Below are 18,265 nucleotides of genomic sequence, written 5' to 3' on the forward strand. Positions count from 1 at the left end.
AAAGGTGAAGGTGCATACATTGTGTTCATTTTACTTTTGCCCGGTTGTGTGAATAGGTTATTTTTGCAACAATTCAAGATAAATTAACACAGCCGATTAACCCCCTGCGTTGATATGCAATGACTATCAACGTGTTAACTGGCATTTAAAATCAGCACACATGGCAGATATCTTTGAAAGATTGATCAAACATTATGGTCCTATTGGTCAGCACCGCGACAGGGCGCATGGTTATTTTGCGTTCCCTAAACTGGAAGGAGAAATCGGCAGCCGCATGAAATTCCGCGGTAAAGAAATGATTGTATGGAGCCTGAACAACTACCTGGGCCTGGCCAATCACCCGGCTATACGTAAAGTGGATGCTGATGCTGCAGCTGAATTTGGTATGGCGTTGCCGATGGGTGCGCGCATGATGAGCGGTAACTCTAATTACCACGAGCAACTGGAAAAAGAGCTGGCAGAATTTGAAGGAAAAGAAGATTCCATCCTGCTGAATTTTGGTTACCAGGGTATTATGAGTGCGATTGACGCCATTTGCGGCCGTCATGATGTAATTGTATACGATGCTGAAAGCCATGCCTGTATTATTGACGGTTTGCGTTTGCACCCCGGTCACAGGTATGTGTACAAGCACAACGATATAGAAGACCTGGAAAAACAGCTGGAACGTGCTACTGCCCTTATTGAAAAACAAGGTTCAGGCGGTATCCTGGTAATTACCGAAGGTGTATTTGGTATGGCCGGCGACCAGGGTAAACTGAAAGAAACAGTAGACCTGAAAAGCAAATACGAATTCCGCCTGCTGGTAGATGATGCGCATGGTTTTGGTACACTGGGTGATACCGGTGCAGGTGCGGGTGAAGCGCAGGGCTGCCAGGATGGTATTGATCTGTACTTCTCTACTTTCGCCAAATCAATGGCCTCTATCGGTGCGTTTATCGCCGGTCCGCGGGTGATAATTGATTACATCCGTTACAACGTACGTTCACAGATATTCGCGAAAAGCCTGCCCATGCCTATCGTGGTAGGTAACCTGAAACGCCTGGACATGCTGCGTACCATGCCCGAAATGCGCGCCAAATTATGGGAGAACGCATTGAAACTGCAGCAAGGTTTGAAAGACCGCGGTTTTGACATCGGCAGCACCAACAGCGTAGTTACACCGGTATATATGAAAGGTGGTGTGGAAGAAGCCACAGCAATGGTAATGGACCTGCGCGAAAACTACGGCATCTTCTGTTCTATCGTGGTGTATCCTGTTATTCCGAAAGGCCACATTATTTACCGTTTGATTCCTACCGCTGCACACAGCGATGAGGATATCCAGCGCACACTCACTGCTTTCAGCGAAACAAAAGCCAAGCTGGATGCAGGTGCGTACAAAGTGGAAGCTATTCCTGATATGGCCGAATCACGCTAAATCATTACTGATTACAACATATCTAAAGCCTTTCTGTTAGTTACAGAAAGGCTTTTTAGTTACACATCCCATGCACAGGTTGGCCGCCGGGCATAACCTTAAACCAAAACGGATATGAGTATAGAAAAAGAAAGACTGGACGACAAGCAATGGAAGAAATGGGGGCCCTATGTATCAGACAGGCAATGGGGCACCGTACGGGAAGATTACAGCGCAAACGGGGAAGCATGGTTGTTTACTACACACGAAATGGCACGCAGCAAGGCGTACCGCTGGGGGGAGGAAGGTATAGCCGGTGTTTGTGACGATCACCAGCTGCTGTGTTTTGCGCCTGCTTTCTGGAATGAAAAAGACCCGATTCTGAAAGAACGCTTTTTTGGACTGAACAACTACGAAGGCAACCACGGGGAAGATGTGAAAGAGCTGTATTATTACCTGGATTCATCGCCCTCCCACTCGTACATGAAAATGCTGTACAAGTACCCGCAGCAGGCGTTTCCTTATCAACAACTGGTAGAAGAAAACAGGCGGCGCGACCGCACCATGCCCGAGTATGAACTGATAGATACAGGCATCTTCGAAAACAACGAATACTTCGACATTTTCGTGGAATATGCCAAGGGCAACCCGGAAGATATACTGATTAAACTTACCATACACAACCGTGGTGCAGCAGATGCACCCATACATGTATTGCCCACGCTGTGGTTCCGCAATACCTGGGCATGGGGGTATGATGATACCAGGCCCCTGCTGCAGGCTGCAAGGCATGGCAATGCGGTGGAGTTTCACCACGACCGCATAGGCAATGGCTGGCTGTATACAGAAACAAGGGGTGAACTGCTGTTTTGTGAAAACGAAACCAATAACAGGCATTTATACGGCAGTGAAAATACTTATGCCTATTGCAAGGATGGCATCAACAACTATGTAACACAGGGCGATCACCAGGCAGTAAACCCGCAATGGCGTGGCACCAAGGCAGCCGTGCATTACCGGGAAATGGTAAAGGCCGGCGGCTCGGTAACACTGCGTTTCAGGCTTTGTATGCTCTCGGAAATGACCACAGATCCCTTCGAGGATTTTGATTTGCTGTTTGGCAAGCGCATTGCAGAAACGGAGGAATTTTATGCAACCCTGCAGTGCGATATCAACGATGCAGATGCCCGCCTGGTACAACGCCAGGCAGTAGCCGGTTTGTTATGGAACAAACAGTATTACTACTACGATGTAATGCAATGGCTGGAAGGAGATCCTGCACAACCGGTGCCACCGCCGGAACGGCTTAAGGGCCGCAACCACCAGTGGCAGCACCTGAATAATTCAGAAGTGATATCCATGCCCGATAAATGGGAGTACCCCTGGTATGCGATATGGGATCTGGCATTTCACTGCGTAACCTTTGCCGTGGTTGATTCAGGCTTTGCAAAGAAGCAGCTGCTGTCGTTGACCAAGGAATGGTATATGCATCCCAGCGGTAAACTGCCTGCTTACGAATGGAGCTTTAATGATACCAACCCGCCGGTACAGGCCTGGGCTGCATGGCGGGTATACCAGATAGATGCCAGCATTAATAAGCGGCAGGATGATCTTGTTTTTCTTGAGACTATCTTCCAGAAAATGCTGCTGAATTTTACCTGGTGGGTGAACCGCAAAGACGCGGAAGGCAGCAATATATTTGAAGGCGGTTTCCTTGGTCTTGATAACATTGGCGTGTTCGACCGCAACGCGCCCCTGCCCAGCGGCGTTACCTTAGAGCAGGCAGATGCCACGAGCTGGATGGCCATGTATGCATTAAACATGATGCGCATGGCATTGGAGCTGGCACTGCACAACCGCGTGTACGAGGAAATGGCCACCAAGTTTTTTGAACACTTCCTGTACATAGCCGGTGCGGTAATGAATACATTTGGTGAGTACACCACAGGCTTGTGGGATGAAGAAGATGAGTTTTTTTACGATCAGCTGCACCTGTCGAACAACAATGTGATCCGCTTAAAAGTACGCAGCCTGGTGGGTTTGATTCCACTGTTTGCAGTAGAAGTAATCGATGATTCCCTGCTGAAAAAACTGCCGGTGTTTGCGCAGCGCATGCAATGGTTTTTAGACAACAGGCCCGGACTGGCCAAGCTGGTATCGCGCTGGAATGTAAAAGGATCGGAAGGCAAACACCTGCTGAGTTTGCTGCGCGGGCACCGTGTTAAACGCATACTCAGCCGCATGCTGGATACAACGGAGTTTTTGAGTGATTACGGCATCCGCAGCCTGTCGAAGTTTCATGAGCAGAACCCATATGTACTAAGCTCGGGCGGTACAGAATCGCGCATACAGTACAACCCCGGTGAAAGTGACAGCAATATGTTTGGAGGCAACAGCAACTGGCGCGGGCCTATATGGCTGCCGCTGAATTTTCTGCTGATTGAGAGCCTGCAGCGATTTCACTATTACTACAGTGATGATTTCGTGGTGGAGTATCCTACCGGATCGGGCAAGTATTTGTCGCTGAAAGAGATTGGTGATGAACTATCACAACGCCTGCTGCGCCTGTTTATGAAAGATGAAAACGGCAACAGGCCATACCTTGGTGCAGATAACAAACAGCAGAAAGATCCCTACTTTAAAGACCTGCTGTTGTTTTACGAATACTTTAATGCAGATACAGGCAGGGGGCTGGGTGCAGCACACCAAACCGGGTGGACGGCCCTTGTAGCCAAACTGATTCAGCCGCGTACGAAATAACAGGTTATATATAGTAGCTTACCGCGCTTTTGTTGTGCAGTTGCATGGCAAAAGCGCGTTTGTTTACCTGGGCAGGAAAGGCCACTCCTTGTTGGCTTTTGCCTTTATCAGGAACACCGTGACACCGGCAATAATTACGAGTAATCCTGATGCAATCATGTGCAAACCGGTGGAACAGAATATCGCGATCCAGATAATGATGGCAACAATTACCGGCACAGGAAACCAGGGCATGCGCCACTTAAAGAACGACCTGCCGTTCTTTTTATGCAGCAGCAGCAAACCCACGGCCTGGGCGAGAAACTGTGTTACAATACGCACGGCAAGTATGGCATTGATCACGCTTTCTATCCTGAACAACAGGCTGAACACAAATGCCGTTGCGCCCAGCACCAGCAAGGAAACATAGGGGAAATGCCGTGTAGGATGCACTTTGGCAAACACCTTGAAAAAAGCACCATCCTGTGCGGCAGCAAAAGGCACACGGCTGTACCCAAGCGTAGCCGAAAATACTGATGCAAATGCCACCCATAAAATTAATACGGTAACTACTTTGGCAGCCGCTTCACCATGCGTGGTGCGGATAAACTCGCTTACCACAAACTTGCTGTTTTGTATGGTTGATAAAGGCAATACAGAGGATACGCTGATATTGAGCAACAGGTACAATACAGCGATGCAGGCAATGGAGATAAACATGCTGCGTGGTATGTTTTTCTCCGGCTGCGTTATTTCACCACCGAGGTGACAAACATTGTAATAGCCAAGATAACAGTAAACGGTTTTTACACTTGCAAAACCAAGTGTTGCAGCAAATGCGTGGTTGAAATGCAGCCCTGTATTCATATTGGCAACAGGTGCCATGAAATGGCCGTACCCAATGCCGGATGCAATGATCCATACCATGGTAATAATTACACCTGCCCACAGCAGTACGCTGATTTTACCAATGGTTTCAATTTTGCGGAACAGCAGTACTATAATCAACACCACTACACCACCGCTTACACACTTGCCTGCAATGGTGCTCATCGGGAAAATATACCCGGCATACTGTGCAAAACCAATGGCTGCCGATGCAATTACCAGCGGCGCCTGTATCAGCGTTTGCCATACATAGAGAAAACTGGTGAGTTTGCCCCAGCGTGGTCCGTAACTTTCTTTCAGGAAATTGTAACTGCCGCCGGCGAGCGGATAAGTGGCGCCCAGTTCGCTCCAGATCATAGCATCGGTAAAAGAAAGAAAAGCGCCTGCCAGCCATGCGTATAAAAACCAGGGGCCCTGCATCAGCTGTGCTACAACACTCAGTACAACAAAGGGGCCAATGCCCACCATATCAATCATGTTGATGGCTGTTGCCTGTAATAATCCTATTCTTCGGGTAAGCGGCGGTTGGTTCATGTGCGCAACAAAAATAGGTAGTTATTGTTGTGTTTACGCAAAGCAGCAGATTGTAGTAATTTACAGGGCAGAAACAAGCAAGCACTAAAGGAAATTGTTATGAGCAAGTTATATACCACGGTAGAATGGGCCAATGGTGCCAATATTTATGAGGTCAACGTACGGCAGTACACGCAGGAAGGTACTTTTAAGGCTTTTGCTGCACACCTGCCACGACTTCGGGATATGGGCGTGGAAATAGTATGGCTGATGCCCATAACACCCATCAGCAGGGAAAAAAGACTGGGTACCATGGGCAGCTATTATGCCTGCAGCAGTTATACCGGCATTAACCCCGAATTCGGCACACCCGATGATTTTAAACAACTGGTACAACAGGTGCACAGCCTGGGTATGAAAATCATTATCGACTGGGTGGCCAACCACACGGGTTATGATCATGAATGGACAAAGCTGCACCCGGACTGGTTTGTGCAGGATGCGGCCGGCAATTTTGTGGAGATCAATGGCTGGAATGATGTGATTGACCTCGATTACAAAAATGAAGACATGCGCCGCGAAATGATCCGCTGTATGCAATACTGGGTCACCGAATGCGGTATCGATGGTTTTCGCTGCGATATGGCCCACCTGGTACCGCTCGATTTCTGGAAGGCAGCGCGCATTGCCTGCGATGCAGTAACACCACTGTTCTGGCTGGCAGAATGTGATGTAATTGACTACGCGGATGTATTCGATGTAAACTACGCGTGGGACTGGATGCATAAAACAGAAGCTTACTTCAAACAAAAGATATCGTTGCAGGACTGTGTTAAATCGCTCGACACCTATTTCAATTATCCCAAAGGCAGCGCCAAACTGCTGTTTACCACCAACCATGATGAAAACAGCTGGAACGGAACGGAATACGAAAAATACAACGGCGGCGCACGTGCCCTGGCTGTACTGAGCTGTACCTGGCCGGGCATTCCCCTGGTATACAGTGGCCAGGAAATACCGAATCTTGTGCGATTGCCTTTTTTTGAAAAAGGTGCGCTGCAATGGAACGGAACGCCGCTGCTGCATGGCTTTTACCAGGTTCTGTTGCAGGAGCGCAGGTTAAATAAGGCTTTGCAGAATGGCAGCAATTTTATCCGGCTCGATGTGCCGCATGACAAAGTGCTGGCATGGCTGCAGGTAAAAGATAACCAGAAGCTGCTGGTGGCGCTTAATCTCTCGGCAACAGACCGGCTGCGCTTCCAGTTAAAACATGATCAGCTGCCGGGAACTTACCGCAATATCTTTTCCGGTCTTGAGCAAAAAATGGATGGCGTAAGAGAAATAGAGCTGCAGGCCTGGGAATATATTGTGTATAGCTGCAGGAACTGAAAGCCGAAAGCCATCGAGAATTGAGAGGCGACAGTCGAGACCATCTTAGCGAGTATTATACCTTCATGATGCCTGTTCCGGTGTCCGCACCGACATGTATGTTTAGTGTGGTGGCTGTGGGGACACAGCCACAGGCAGCTATTAAAAGAAGAAACGCCGGAGAGGATTGCTCCTTCCGGCGTTTGTATTCTTTGTACTCGTAACAAAACTTGCTTGTGCTTATTGGTCGTCACCGGGGGCATCGCTTCCGCCGCCATCCAGTACCAGGGGATAAGCATAGGTACCTTCATAGCCCGGGTAAACACCACCGAGCCTTACCTGGCCACTGGCATTTTTCAGTGCGTTTTTCAGGTCATCGAGTGATTTGATTTCCTGGCCATTCACATCTGTAATCACAAAACCGTCCTGCATGCGTGTGCTTTTCAGTGCACCTGTACCTACTTTTTTCACCAGCACGCCACCGGCGATATTGTTTTTCTGTGCAGTGGCTTTATCAATGGTTACCAGCTCACCACCCAGCTTGTCTATTGCTGATTCGCTTTTAACAACAGTAGTAGTGCCTACCTTGTTTTTCAGTACCAGCGGTGTGGTATATTCTTTACCATTCCTGGTATAGGTTACGTTTATTTTATCGCCTGGTTTGTAACGGGCAATCTGTTCCTGCAACTGTGAGCCTGATTCAATGGGGCTGCCTTCAATTTTAGTGATGAAGTCACCTTTCAGGATACCGGCTGCTTTGGCAGAACCGTCGGGCATAACATCGGTTACATATACACCGTCTCCATCTTTAATGCCTGCGAGTTTACGCTGTTCATCACTCAGGTTATCCGGGCCATATTTAATACCAATGTAACCACGCTGTACGGCACCGAATTTAATGAGGTCGTTCACCATTTTCTTTACAATGTTCACAGGTATTGCATAAGAATAACCTGCATAGGAACCTGTAGGAGAGGCGATGGCTGAATTAATACCGATGAGTTCACCGCTGGTGTTGATTAATGCACCACCGCTGTTACCCGGGTTAACGGCTGCATCGGTTTGAATGAACGATTCAATAGGGGTATCGCCTTTATTGATACCGATAGCCCTTGATTTGGCGCTGATGATACCCGCAGTAACGGTTACATCGAGGTTAAGGGGATAACCTACAGCCAGTACCCATTGACCCAGTTTGGCGTCGTCGCTGTTGCCGTATACAAGATAGGGGAAGTGGCTGCCTTCAATTTTAATTACTGCAAGGTCGCTGTTAGGATCGGTACCGATAACAGTGGCCTTGTAAGTCTTTTTATTGGCAAGTGTAATATTCAGCTCGTCTGCGCCTTCTACTACGTGGTTATTGGTAACAATATAACCGTCTTCGCTGATCAGCACACCGCTGCCGCTGGCGCGTTGTTCAGGAATGGTAGACACACGTGGTCCACCAAAGAAGTCGGAAAACGGATCATCATCACCGCCGAAGAAATCGGAGAACGGATTTTTTCTTTTAGGCAGGTTGTTGGTTACCTGGCGTGCTTTTGTTCTTGTTTTAATGTGCACTACTGCTGGTGTGGCAGAAGTGGCTGCGGAGGTGAAATCAACCGGTCCGGCAGGCGCATTTTTATCAAAGAAACGGGCATAGTTAACAGGTAATTTGCCTGGGTCCTGGGTGCCTGCATACTGGTGCTGCATCCATTTGCCATAACCCCAAACACTCAAAACTGCTGTGGAAGCACTGATGGCAACTACCAGTAAAATACTTTTGAGTTTCATCTTTCGTTTAAGTTTTTAATTGTTCAAATTCTCTTAGGTGAAGGGTCAAAATACATGCCCTTTTGATAGCAAATAAACGAACCTGTTTAATCGTCAGATCAGCCTGATTTCCTTTTAACAAATAATTGACGAAAGGTGTCGTAGATGCAAAAGGATCGTGAAACCAGCTGTCAAATAAACAGTGTTCTGCTAAGTTACTTACAAAACGGCAGCTGAAGAAGATGGTTTAATGATTTGATGGTTGAATGGTTCGATGGCTTTATTGCTGGTTCTGCAACCATCAAACAATCAAGCCATCAAACTATCAAACAATTAAATTTCCACCAGGAACGCCATGGTATCCACACCATCAGCATAATCGGTGAGGCTGGGGTGCTGGGCCTGGCCGAAGGGAATAAAGTGGTGGCCTGTCACGCACTGGATGTCGGTGTTGCCATGCAGGGTTGCGGCGAGTGTTTCGCGGTTGGTGTAGTATTCAAAATGCACCTGGCTTACGGGTGAAAAGGGCGCCTGGTGTTCGGTGAGTACCAGGTTGCCGTTGTTCATGTAATACTTGCTGTTCATTAGCAGCAGGGCCAGGTGATAATCGTAATTGTGTTTGTATTTGTGGTTCTCGAGCAGGTAATCGTATTTTTTCAGCGCATCGAGCAGGGGCAGAAAATCATAATCTTTCGGTACATACAGTTTGGTTACGTTGCGGCAGCCCAAACCAAAGTACAGTTGTATGTCATCAGCCAGTAAAGAAAGTTCGTTTTGTGTTTCCAGTCCGTCGAGCACGGCTACCGAAGTACGGTTGCGGCGGATGATATGGGGAAAACGCCCGAAATAATAATCGAAATAACGGCCTGTATTGTTGCTGCCGGTAGCAATGTAGGCATCGCAACCCTTCAGCAGGTCGGCAAACTGAATGGATTCGCTGATCGAATGATCCCAGGATGCGAGTTGCTGTACCAGGTGTTTCAGCAGGATATCATCTTTAGAAGAAGGTTTGATAACGGCATAATGCCCGGTTATAAACACGGCGAGCAAATCATGAAAACCTACCAGCGGTATATTGCCGGCCATTACAATGCCCACTTTTTTGGGGTGTGCCTGCTGTACGGGAACGCCATAGGCGGCGGCCCATGCCGTAAGCTTATCCTGCTGCAGAAAAGCAGTGCAGAGCTGGTTTACAGCGAGGTTAATAAATTCAGGCGTAAACCAGGCATTTTCGCGCGAAGCCCTTTCTTTCACCAGCTCCCATGCATCGGAAGGTTGTTGCATATAGTGCCCCAGACGCACCAGCAGATCAATTCTTTGTTGTACGGTCATGCCGCGAAGTTACTGGATATGACCAATGCATTCAAGGGTTTACCCCGAAAACAAGCAGGGTTAAACTGATCAAATTTACCCGCGATTGCGTATTTTTACGCCCGAATAAGCAATTCATTAAATTTCAACAACCCGATTAATATGGCGATCAAGATTACTGAAGAATGTATCAATTGCGGAGCCTGCGAACCTGAATGCCCCAATAATGCGATTTATGAAGGCGGTGTGGAATGGGCTATTACAGATGGCACTTCCGTAAAAGGCTCGTTTGTGCTGATGGATGGTACCGTGGTAAGCAGTGAAGAACGTTTTGCACCCATTAGTGTAGATACCTACTATATCACACCCAACAAATGCACCGAATGCCAGGGTTTTCATGAAGAACCACAGTGTGCGGCGGTTTGCCCGGTAGACTGCTGTGTGCCTGACGAAATGTACCAGGAAACAGTAGAAGAACTGATGGCCAAAAAGGATAAACTGCACGTGTAAAAACAGGCAGGTGTATACCGGCATTTGTGGTGCTGTACCGGCACAAAAAGAATAATTGCAAATGCCCGGGAAACATTTTACCTTTAAGCTAATAATGATTGTTACCGTATGGTGACAAAAGTAACGGCGGGTGATATTTCCCGTCACAGAGAGGTGGAGGATGTAGCGTCCTTCACCTTTTTTTGTGCGTTTGGGCAACGAATGTTTTGTTAATTGCCTATAAAACAGGCACAAATCTGATATTTTCTATTTCTTTGCTGCCATTAGCCGGGTTCCGGCGGCAGACATCATTCCATACACTTTCAATAACAGAGAAACCAGATGAAAAAAAGAATTGCTTTGGTAACCGGCGGATATAGCGGTGAAGCTGAAATAAGCTATAAAAGCGTGGTTACGGTACAGAAAAACATTAACCGCGATCTGTTTGATGTATACACCATCGATATTAACCCGCAGGGCTGGTTTTACCTGCCTGAAGGCGGCGAAAAAGTACCGGTGAACAAAAGCAATTTCACCATTGAAGCAGGCGGACAAACCATCAGTTTTGATGCAGTGCTGATGTGCATGCACGGCACACCCGGTGAAGACGGCAAGCTGCAGGGCTATTTTGATATGCTGAAACTGCCCTACACCAGCTGCGATGCCGCAACCTCGGCCCTTACTTTCAATAAAAGATATACCGTAGCCGTTGCTGCGTTCAGCGGCATTCATGTGGCCCGTTCGGTACTGCTGATCAAAGACCGTTTTACCAATGCAGATGAAATTGTAAGCAACCTGAAATTTCCCGTATTTGTTAAGCCCAACAACGGCGGCTCAAGCATCGGTATGTCTAAAGTGAACAGTGCTTCGGAAGAATTGGGTACTGCCATTGAAAAAGCATTTAAGGAAGACGACCAGGTGCTGGTAGAAGAATACATCAAAGGCCGTGAGTTTACCATTGGCGTATTCCGTAAAAAAGGAGAGATCATCACCCTGCCGATTACCGAAGTAATTACACAAAAAGAGTTTTTCGATTTCGAAGCCAAATACCTGGGTAAAAGCGAAGAAATTACACCTGCCCAGGTAGATGAAAGCATTGCCGAAAAAGTACGCCATACAGCTGCACGTATTTACCAGGTGCTGAACTGCCGCGGTATTGTGCGTATTGACTTTATTTATAACGAAGCCGTGGGCGAACCGTTTATGCTGGAAGTAAATACTGTGCCCGGACAAAGTGAAGCCAGTATTGTGCCGCAGCAGGTGAAGGCCATGGGGTGGACGTTGATGGACTTCTATACAGCCGTTATTGAAGAAGCCTTATCTTAGCGTTCGTTCATTTAAAAAGATCCAAAATTCAACCTGTGTTTAAATTCATAACCAAAAAACCATTCTGGGTAAACCTGCTGGTGATTGTGGGAATAGTGCTGGTGTTGCTGTTGTTGTTCTTCAGTTCGCTGGGCATTTTAACGCGTCACAACAAAAACGAGAAAGTACCCTATGTAGTAGGTAAAAACGTGGAAGAAGCCAGGAAAATACTGGAAGCAAGGGGCTTTGAAGTAGAGTTGCAGGATTCCGTATACATTGATACCACTGCCAGGCTTTCGGTAATACGCCAGGCCCCGGAAGGGGATGCGCTGGTAAAAGCCAACAGAACCATTTATCTTACCATTAACAGGGCTGTGGCCCCGCTGGTAGATATGCCAGACCTGAAAGGGTTTTCGTACATGAGCGCCAAGCTGTACCTGCAAAGCCTGGGTTTAAAACTGGGCGATACCTCGTACACACCCGATATTGCGAAAAACGCAGTGCGCGACCAGCTGATTGCCGGTAAAACCATTGCGCCCGGTACCAAGGTGAATATGGGTACCGCGGTTGACCTGGTGCTGGGCAGCGGGGTAGGCGATACAGAAGGCAATGTGCCCGACCTGATAGGTATGACGCTGGCGCAGGCCAGGGATTACCTCAGCAACCTGAATGTGAGCATCAGTACGGTAATACCCATGGGGGCAGTAACCGATACTACCAATGCCTTTATTGTAAAACAAGGCCCTATGCCATTTACAGTACAGGCTGATGGTACACAAACGCCGAACAAAATACGCTCAGGCCAGTTAATTGATATATGGATCAGCGCTACACCGCCGGCAAAAGATTCTGCCGCCGCAACGCCTGCCACCAATCCGTAATCTGTACATTTTAAAACTGTTTTATATGAACACCATCACTGTTGAAGAACTGAAAAAAAGGCTGGATGCAGGAGAAAAAATAAACCTGCTCGATGTACGCGAACCATCCGAACGTGCTGAATACAATATCGGTGGTACACACCTGCCGCTGGCGCAGGTACAGGCCATGCAGACAGACGCCATTGACGACTGGAAAGACCAGGAAGTTGTGGTGTACTGCCGCAGCGGCAACCGCAGCGGTATTGCCAGCCTGGTGCTGGAACAGCTGGGTTTCAAAAACGTCAACAATCTCACAGGCGGCATGCTTGCCTGGCAGCAACGCATCGACAACTGAGTTGTGTGATGGTACATTAAAAAGGTTGATATGGGTAAACATATCAACCTTTTTTATGTACCTACTTGCCGTGAGCCGTCAGTGGAAAAGCCATCGAGAATCGAGAATCGACAGTCGAGATGATCGGAGCGAATGTTGCCGGTGGGGACACCGGCAACGGCGGCTGTTTTATTCACTATTCACCGGCTTTCTTCACTCACCGCTCACTATCAGAACTTCACATTTAGCGCCACCATAAAATTGGTGCCGGCCATCGGGAAATAGGAGATGCCATTGAAGGTTTCGCCGCCTGATATATATGGGTAGGCAGAGCCGCTGGATTCGTATTTCCGGTTGAAGATATTGTTTACCTGTGCAATGATATTCCACTCGCTGAACAGGAGATTGTGAATGGTATAGGCTGCACGGAAATCCTGTGTGTAGTAATCTGCAATGCTTCTTGCCTTGTTCTGCGTATTATCCAGGTATTGCCTGCTTACTTCCTTGCCAATAAAACTCAGCTGCACATCTTTCTGCGGAATAAAATTAACGGTTGCGCCTGCCACGATGGCGGGTGAAAACGCAATGTTTATATGGTTGTGGGTAATGGAATCCTGTGTGCCGTTGTCATAGTTGTCTACGTATTCTTTAAACGCTTTTATCTTGTTGCGGCTGAAAGCAATGTTGGCAGCTACATTCATCCATGGGGTAATTATTGCGCCAGCCTGCAATTCCAGGCCCAGGCGATAGCTGTTTTTCACATTAACGCGTGTGTAAGCGCCTACATCATTGTATTTACCGGTTTGTACCAGCTGGTTGTTGTACAGCATGTAATATACAGTTGCGCCCCAGCTATAACGACTGGTTTTCTTTTCAGCGCCCAGTTCAAAATCGTGCAGGGTTTCATACTTCGGCTGTTGCTGCTGGTTGGCCTGGAAATCGTCGCGGTTGGGTTCTTTGTTGGCCAGTGCATAACTCAGGTACACCTGCATACCGTTGCGGTTATAGCTGATGCCTGCCTTCGGGTTTACAAAGTTGAAACTGCGTTTGATAAACAGGTCGGGATTGCCGTCAAATCCATCCATGCGATGCATTACATGCCTGTATTGCACATCGCCAAATATATTCCAGTATTGCGCCAGCTGGTGCATCCATTTTGCGTAAATGTTGATATCACTTTTCAGCGCAGGGTAATTGGTGTAGCGGTAATCTTTCGGTACGCCTGCCTGTCCCCAGATAAGCGTGTTGTAATGTTTGCCGTCATACACATTCCAGCCACCGCCTACGGTAAATTCATCGGTGGTTGTTTTGTGTTGGAATGACAGTACCTGGCCATAGAAATAATTATCCAGCCACAGCTGGCGCACCAGGTCTGTGGTATCAATCTGCAGGTCGTTTATTTTAACAGGGGGGAGGCCATAATTGCTCAGCGCCTGTTGTGCCTTGTATTCTTCATAATACCCTTTGCCGCGTGTTAAAAAGCTGGCAATGTTCATGCTCCATTTGTCGTTAAATGTATGGTTCACGAACAGCTGGTAATGGGTTTGCCAGTAGTTATCCGTTTCGTTGTTATAGGGATCGCCGGGTTTTTCGGTGCCTGCCGGGTTGTATTTGCGGTTGGTGAAATAAATATCCTGCGGTACACCATACCAGGCCTGGTAGGTTTTTTCCTTGCCGGTAATAAGATTAAAACGCACCGATGTTTTTTTGCTGAGCCATGCGGTTGATAAGTACAAAGACTGCAGGTTGGTACTGGCGCGGTCAATAAAACCGTCGCTGCTTATTTTGCTTAAACGTGCGTCGATGGTGAAATGATCGTTGATTAAACCGCTGCCTGCTTTTAGCGTGTTTTTCCAGGTATTGAACGAGCCGAAGCTGTTGTTGGATTCAGCATATGGCTTATCAATCACTTCATTGGTACTCACATTAATGGTTGCACCGAATGCGCCTGCACCATTCGTAGAAGTGCCTACGCCGCGTTGTATCTGAATGCTGTTGGCAGAAGAAGCGAGGTCGGGTATGTCTACAAAATAAGAACCCTGGCTTTCTGCATCATTATACGGTATGCCATTCATGGTAACATTGATGCGTGACGCATCAGAGCCGCGTATGCGCAGGGCAGTATAGCCTACGCCATTACCTGCATCAGACGATACGATGGCAGATGGCGTTTGGCTGAGAATAAACGGTAGATCCTGTCCCAGGTTTGCCTTGGCAATATCCGCTTTGCTGATATTGGTTTTGGTAAAAGGCGCTTTGTCTGCCGCACGAACGGCGCGTACTTCCAATGGTTCGAGCAGGTAGTTAACATCGTTTAATGTTGTATTGAAGCTATTGCTGCCATTGGTTGCTTCAATGGTTTGCGTGCTGCTTTTTTTGCCTACATGCTGTACGGTTAACTGGTAGCTGCCGGGTTGTTTGAGTGTGAAATGATACCTGCCCTCACCGGTGGTAAGCTGGTTCCATTTTTTAGTGCCTGATGTGATGATCACATTGGCACCTTCAACGGGCTGCTGATGAATGTCGGTCACGATGCCTTGCACAATAACTTGTGCGTGTGTAATAACAGCAAGGAATAGAGCTGTAAATGTTCCCAAAAATTTGCGCATTGTCGCTTTTTTTAAACAGTTCAATAATTGGGAACAGGGAAATGTGCTTGCAGGAGAGGACAATAGCAAAAACTGGTCGCCTTCCCTTCGCAGGAATTACCCTGTTCAGGTTCAACGGGTGTAATCTCAGCCTCCGTTTTACGGGAAGCACCCCGAGGAAATAGAAAAACCGATGGTTGAATGGAGTAATGGTTTTATGGTTAAAAGCCATTGAGCCATCGAACAAATTAACTATTGCCGGTTAGAAATATTCAGTCCGGCGTGCCTGGCCAGGCAGTATTGTTCAGATCGGTTATTTTGCAAAGTAAACGCAGAAATTTTAGAATAACTGTAACATTTTTAACAAAACGCCGTTTCACCAACACAAACAGTAGAATGTATGAAACAAATAATGCTGCTTTTGAGCTGCTTTTTTTTACTGACAGGTTCATTTGTTAAGGCCCAGAATGTAGTGTACGATGCCAATGCAGAAGTACGCAAAGTGGGCGATTTTAATGGGGTGGAGGTATCGGGCGGCATCAGCCTGTATTTGTCGCAGGGCAACCAGCAGGCGGTGGCGGTAAGCGCGAGTGAAGAAAAGTATATCAGCCGTATAAAAACCGAAGTACGCGGCGGGGTGCTGAAAATTTTTATAGAACCGGGCGCATGGAACAGCTGGAACTGGGGCAACAAGAAAATAAAAGCCTATGTTACGGTAACTGCATTGAAGAGTTTGCATGCAGGTGGCGCTTCATCGATAAAAGTAACAGGCGATCTGCATTCAGACGACCTGGATGTAGATGTATCGGGTTCCAGCTCATTGCAGGCTGCCATCCAGGGCAAAAACCTGAAAATAGATATCAGCGGGGCATCGGCTGCCAACCTGAGCGGCTTGGTTGAAACCATGAAGCTGGAGGTATCCGGCGCCAGTTCGCTGAAAGCTATCGACCTTATTACAGTAAGTTGCAAAGCAGAAGTTTCAGGTGCATCGGTGGCAAATATTACGGTGAACAAAGAACTTGATGCAGAGGCAAGCGGTGCCAGCAGCATCGGCTATCACGGTGATGCGGTAATAAAAAGAGTGGATGTAAGCGGTGCTTCTTCCATTAAGAAAAAAGATTAACAGAATACAATACAGCTGCGGGTTTCAGGCCCGCAGCTGTTTATTTTTCAAGGTGTTGTAAGGGTAGTTTGAAAAAGTTTTTTTCGTTTTTTCTTAAAAATATTTGGAGCGTGTAGTATACATCCCTACTTTTGCACTCCAATCAAATCGCGAAGTAGAGCAGCGGTAGCTCGTCGGGCTCATAACCCGAAGGTCGGAGGTTCGATCCCTCCCTTCGCAACTAAAAAAAGAAAGGCCTCTCCGGGGCCTTAATTTTTTATGTTTATAGTGTATGTATTATACTCTGAACGGTTTGACAAGATATACATCGGCTATACATCCAATTTGCCTGAACGTTTGCGTTCGCACAATGAGTTAGGCAAAAAAGGGTGGACAATCCGATATAGACCGTGGCTGTTAATTCATACAGAGACTTTTGAAACTAAACAGGAAGCTCTTTCGAGGGAAAAGGAACTTAAGAATGCGAAATGGCGTGCATGGATAAGAGACGCATTAATACCGCGTTAACCATGCAGTCGGGCTCATATCCGCCACGGGCGGACGGAGGTTCGATCCCTCCCTTCGCAACTAAAAAGGCTGAAAGCCTTATCAGGTCTAAGTTTACGCAGGCGCTTCCCTTAACTGGGAATAAAAGTGGGAATAACTTTTAAAGCGCAATACGATGACCGAAACAAATTACACTATACCACATATCATGCGGTGCGCCGATGGTAAGTGGTATATTTTTTTTGAGTACTACCATGACAGGAAAATGGTGCCTGTCAAACGCTCCGAACAACTTAATCGCATATCGGAGTGCAGCTGATAGAACCAGAAGATCCTTTTACTCTGTTCAATAGTGGATATATTCTGATTGTCCATACCAAAATATTCTTATAGATAGTCTGGTGCTTGCAGCTATCCACATCGAAATTGCTTATTAAGCACTTGGTCACCCCAGACCGCCTATTCCAAGACAACAAACGGGTAATGATATGGATTAGGCAAGAAAAGATATTCGTAAATCGAGTAACTTTTTCGATCTGCATCGTACTCTTCCTTAAAAGGAATACCTCCGGTCACTTGATAATTAAACAGAATATTGTGCGGCACAAAGGTGTGATTGGGGAAATGCCTAATTACTATATCATGTACATCGGAGATTATCTGTTTTATTTGTAAACTATCGGTAGACTTATTAAAAAGGAAAAACGTATGATGCGGGCGGCTAGGACTGTTGTATTTTGTATAAATGTGGTCATCCTCTATGTAGATCGTGAAATAGTCTACAAGCAAAGAGATGTTTAGAACTAAGGTAGTCGTAGTCGTGACGCCGTTTTGATTGAGTGATGATAGTGTGAGATTGAGTATGTAGCAAGGGAATTGATAGTATGCCCGATCAATCAACTCATAGGAGCGATGCAAATTGTTCACCTCAGCAAACAGGTGTTCCCATGCGCCCTCAATATGTTCGATTTGTTCTTTTATTTTTTTGGCTGTCAGGTCGGAAATGCGTTCATAGCCAGGATAATTATTGGCGTAATGCGGTGCGCCAATTGGATAAAAGTTGTGTATTTTTTCTAACAGAAGGATAACAATCGCCGGAACTGGCATAAG

Annotated in this window: 14 protein-coding genes, 1 tRNA gene and 1 riboswitch; of the genes, 10 read left to right on the forward strand and 5 right to left on the reverse strand. The window is 47.0% G+C overall.

The window, feature by feature from the left end; genetic code table 11:
* Positions 1–160: 160 nt before the first annotated feature.
* Both DXN05_RS08870 and DXN05_RS08875 read left to right on the forward strand, forming a co-directional pair.
* Positions 161–1,420: an aminotransferase class I/II-fold pyridoxal phosphate-dependent enzyme gene (locus tag DXN05_RS08870; protein WP_116846859.1), complete on the forward strand. Its 1,260-nt coding sequence runs from the start codon at positions 161–163 to the stop codon at positions 1,418–1,420.
* A 114-nt stretch (positions 1,421–1,534) separates the two neighbouring features.
* Positions 1,535–4,159, forward strand: coding sequence for an MGH1-like glycoside hydrolase domain-containing protein (locus DXN05_RS08875; RefSeq protein WP_116846860.1), 2,625 nt, complete (start codon positions 1,535–1,537; stop codon positions 4,157–4,159).
* 63 nt (positions 4,160–4,222) lie between these two features.
* Here the strand turns inward: DXN05_RS08875 and DXN05_RS08880 are convergent, their stop codons facing one another.
* The gene (locus DXN05_RS08880; RefSeq protein ID WP_116846861.1) at positions 4,223–5,560 is read right to left on the reverse strand and encodes an APC family permease; all 1,338 of its coding nucleotides are present in this window, start codon (positions 5,558–5,560) and stop codon (positions 4,223–4,225) included.
* Between the two features lie 99 nt (positions 5,561–5,659).
* Here DXN05_RS08880 and DXN05_RS08885 point away from each other — a divergent pair, with 99 nt between their 5' ends.
* Positions 5,660–6,928 carry an alpha-amylase family glycosyl hydrolase gene (locus DXN05_RS08885; protein WP_116846862.1) on the forward strand — a complete coding sequence of 423 codons (1,269 nt, stop codon included), beginning with the start codon at positions 5,660–5,662 and terminating at the stop codon, positions 6,926–6,928.
* A 219-nt stretch (positions 6,929–7,147) separates the two neighbouring features.
* On the opposite strand, the gene DXN05_RS08890 is transcribed toward DXN05_RS08885, so the two are convergent.
* Positions 7,148–8,680 (reverse strand): trypsin-like peptidase domain-containing protein, encoded by a 1,533-nt coding sequence (locus tag DXN05_RS08890; protein WP_116846863.1) that lies wholly within the window; start codon positions 8,678–8,680, stop codon positions 7,148–7,150.
* A 312-nt stretch (positions 8,681–8,992) separates the two neighbouring features.
* Positions 8,993–9,991, reverse strand: a complete 999-nt coding sequence (locus tag DXN05_RS08895) for an acyl-CoA reductase (protein WP_116846864.1) — start codon at positions 9,989–9,991, stop codon at positions 8,993–8,995.
* Positions 9,992–10,132: 141 nt separating this feature from the next.
* Here DXN05_RS08895 and DXN05_RS08900 point away from each other — a divergent pair, with 141 nt between their 5' ends.
* The 4 genes from DXN05_RS08900 (at position 10,133) to DXN05_RS08915 (ending at position 12,979) form a co-directional block, all read left to right on the forward strand.
* Positions 10,133–10,480 carry a 4Fe-4S dicluster domain-containing protein gene (locus DXN05_RS08900; RefSeq protein ID WP_116846865.1) on the forward strand — a complete coding sequence of 116 codons (348 nt, stop codon included), beginning with the start codon at positions 10,133–10,135 and terminating at the stop codon, positions 10,478–10,480.
* Between the two features lie 321 nt (positions 10,481–10,801).
* Positions 10,802–11,785 (forward strand): D-alanine--D-alanine ligase, encoded by a 984-nt coding sequence (locus tag DXN05_RS08905; RefSeq protein ID WP_116846866.1) that lies wholly within the window; start codon positions 10,802–10,804, stop codon positions 11,783–11,785.
* 35 nt (positions 11,786–11,820) lie between these two features.
* Positions 11,821–12,645 (forward strand): PASTA domain-containing protein, encoded by an 825-nt coding sequence (locus DXN05_RS08910; RefSeq protein WP_116846867.1) that lies wholly within the window; start codon positions 11,821–11,823, stop codon positions 12,643–12,645.
* Between the two features lie 25 nt (positions 12,646–12,670).
* A complete protein-coding gene (locus DXN05_RS08915; protein WP_116846868.1) occupies positions 12,671–12,979 on the forward strand; it encodes a rhodanese-like domain-containing protein in 309 nt (102 codons plus the stop codon).
* Between the two features lie 209 nt (positions 12,980–13,188).
* Here DXN05_RS08915 and DXN05_RS08920 read toward each other — a convergent pair whose 3' ends face one another.
* Positions 13,189–15,567 carry a TonB-dependent receptor gene (locus tag DXN05_RS08920; RefSeq protein ID WP_116846869.1) on the reverse strand — a complete coding sequence of 793 codons (2,379 nt, stop codon included), beginning with the start codon at positions 15,565–15,567 and terminating at the stop codon, positions 13,189–13,191.
* A gap of 65 nt (positions 15,568–15,632) precedes the next feature.
* Positions 15,633–15,732: riboswitch (TPP riboswitch) on the reverse strand.
* 214 nt (positions 15,733–15,946) lie between these two features.
* Here DXN05_RS08920 and DXN05_RS08925 point away from each other — a divergent pair.
* From DXN05_RS08925 to DXN05_RS08935, 3 genes are all read left to right on the forward strand, one after another.
* Positions 15,947–16,669 (forward strand): head GIN domain-containing protein, encoded by a 723-nt coding sequence (locus DXN05_RS08925; protein ID WP_116846870.1) that lies wholly within the window; start codon positions 15,947–15,949, stop codon positions 16,667–16,669.
* Between the two features lie 148 nt (positions 16,670–16,817).
* Positions 16,818–16,889 (forward strand) — tRNA-Met (locus DXN05_RS08930).
* Positions 16,890–16,927: 38 nt separating this feature from the next.
* Complete coding sequence (locus DXN05_RS08935; protein WP_116846871.1) at positions 16,928–17,176, forward strand: GIY-YIG nuclease family protein; 249 nt, start codon at positions 16,928–16,930, stop codon at positions 17,174–17,176.
* Between the two features lie 438 nt (positions 17,177–17,614).
* Here DXN05_RS08935 and DXN05_RS08940 read toward each other — a convergent pair whose 3' ends face one another.
* A complete protein-coding gene (locus DXN05_RS08940) occupies positions 17,615–18,262 on the reverse strand; it encodes a hypothetical protein (RefSeq protein ID WP_116846872.1) in 648 nt (215 codons plus the stop codon).
* Positions 18,263–18,265 lie beyond the last annotated feature (3 nt).

Source organism: Deminuibacter soli (genome assembly GCF_003412455.1).
In the GTDB taxonomy this organism is placed as follows: domain Bacteria; phylum Bacteroidota; class Bacteroidia; order Chitinophagales; family Chitinophagaceae; genus Deminuibacter; species Deminuibacter soli.

Bases quoted from the DNA above. Each gene is read 5' to 3' on its own strand.
- DXN05_RS08870 (WP_116846859.1), top strand. From the start codon at position 161: ATGGCAGATATCTTTGAAAGATTGATCAAACATTATGGTCCTATTGGT.
- DXN05_RS08875 (WP_116846860.1), top strand. From the start codon at position 1,535: ATGAGTATAGAAAAAGAAAGACTGGACGACAAGCAATGGAAGAAATGG.
- DXN05_RS08880 (WP_116846861.1), bottom strand. From the start codon at position 5,560: ATGAACCAACCGCCGCTTACCCGAAGAATAGGATTATTACAGGCAACA.
- DXN05_RS08885 (WP_116846862.1), top strand. From the start codon at position 5,660: ATGAGCAAGTTATATACCACGGTAGAATGGGCCAATGGTGCCAATATT.
- DXN05_RS08890 (WP_116846863.1), bottom strand. From the start codon at position 8,680: ATGAAACTCAAAAGTATTTTACTGGTAGTTGCCATCAGTGCTTCCACA.
- DXN05_RS08895 (WP_116846864.1), bottom strand. From the start codon at position 9,991: ATGACCGTACAACAAAGAATTGATCTGCTGGTGCGTCTGGGGCACTAT.
- DXN05_RS08900 (WP_116846865.1), top strand. From the start codon at position 10,133: ATGGCGATCAAGATTACTGAAGAATGTATCAATTGCGGAGCCTGCGAA.
- DXN05_RS08905 (WP_116846866.1), top strand. From the start codon at position 10,802: ATGAAAAAAAGAATTGCTTTGGTAACCGGCGGATATAGCGGTGAAGCT.
- DXN05_RS08915 (WP_116846868.1), top strand. From the start codon at position 12,671: ATGAACACCATCACTGTTGAAGAACTGAAAAAAAGGCTGGATGCAGGA.
- DXN05_RS08920 (WP_116846869.1), bottom strand. From the start codon at position 15,567: ATGCGCAAATTTTTGGGAACATTTACAGCTCTATTCCTTGCTGTTATT.
- DXN05_RS08925 (WP_116846870.1), top strand. From the start codon at position 15,947: ATGAAACAAATAATGCTGCTTTTGAGCTGCTTTTTTTTACTGACAGGT.
- DXN05_RS08935 (WP_116846871.1), top strand. From the start codon at position 16,928: ATGTTTATAGTGTATGTATTATACTCTGAACGGTTTGACAAGATATAC.
- DXN05_RS08940 (WP_116846872.1), bottom strand. From the start codon at position 18,262: ATGCCAGTTCCGGCGATTGTTATCCTTCTGTTAGAAAAAATACACAAC.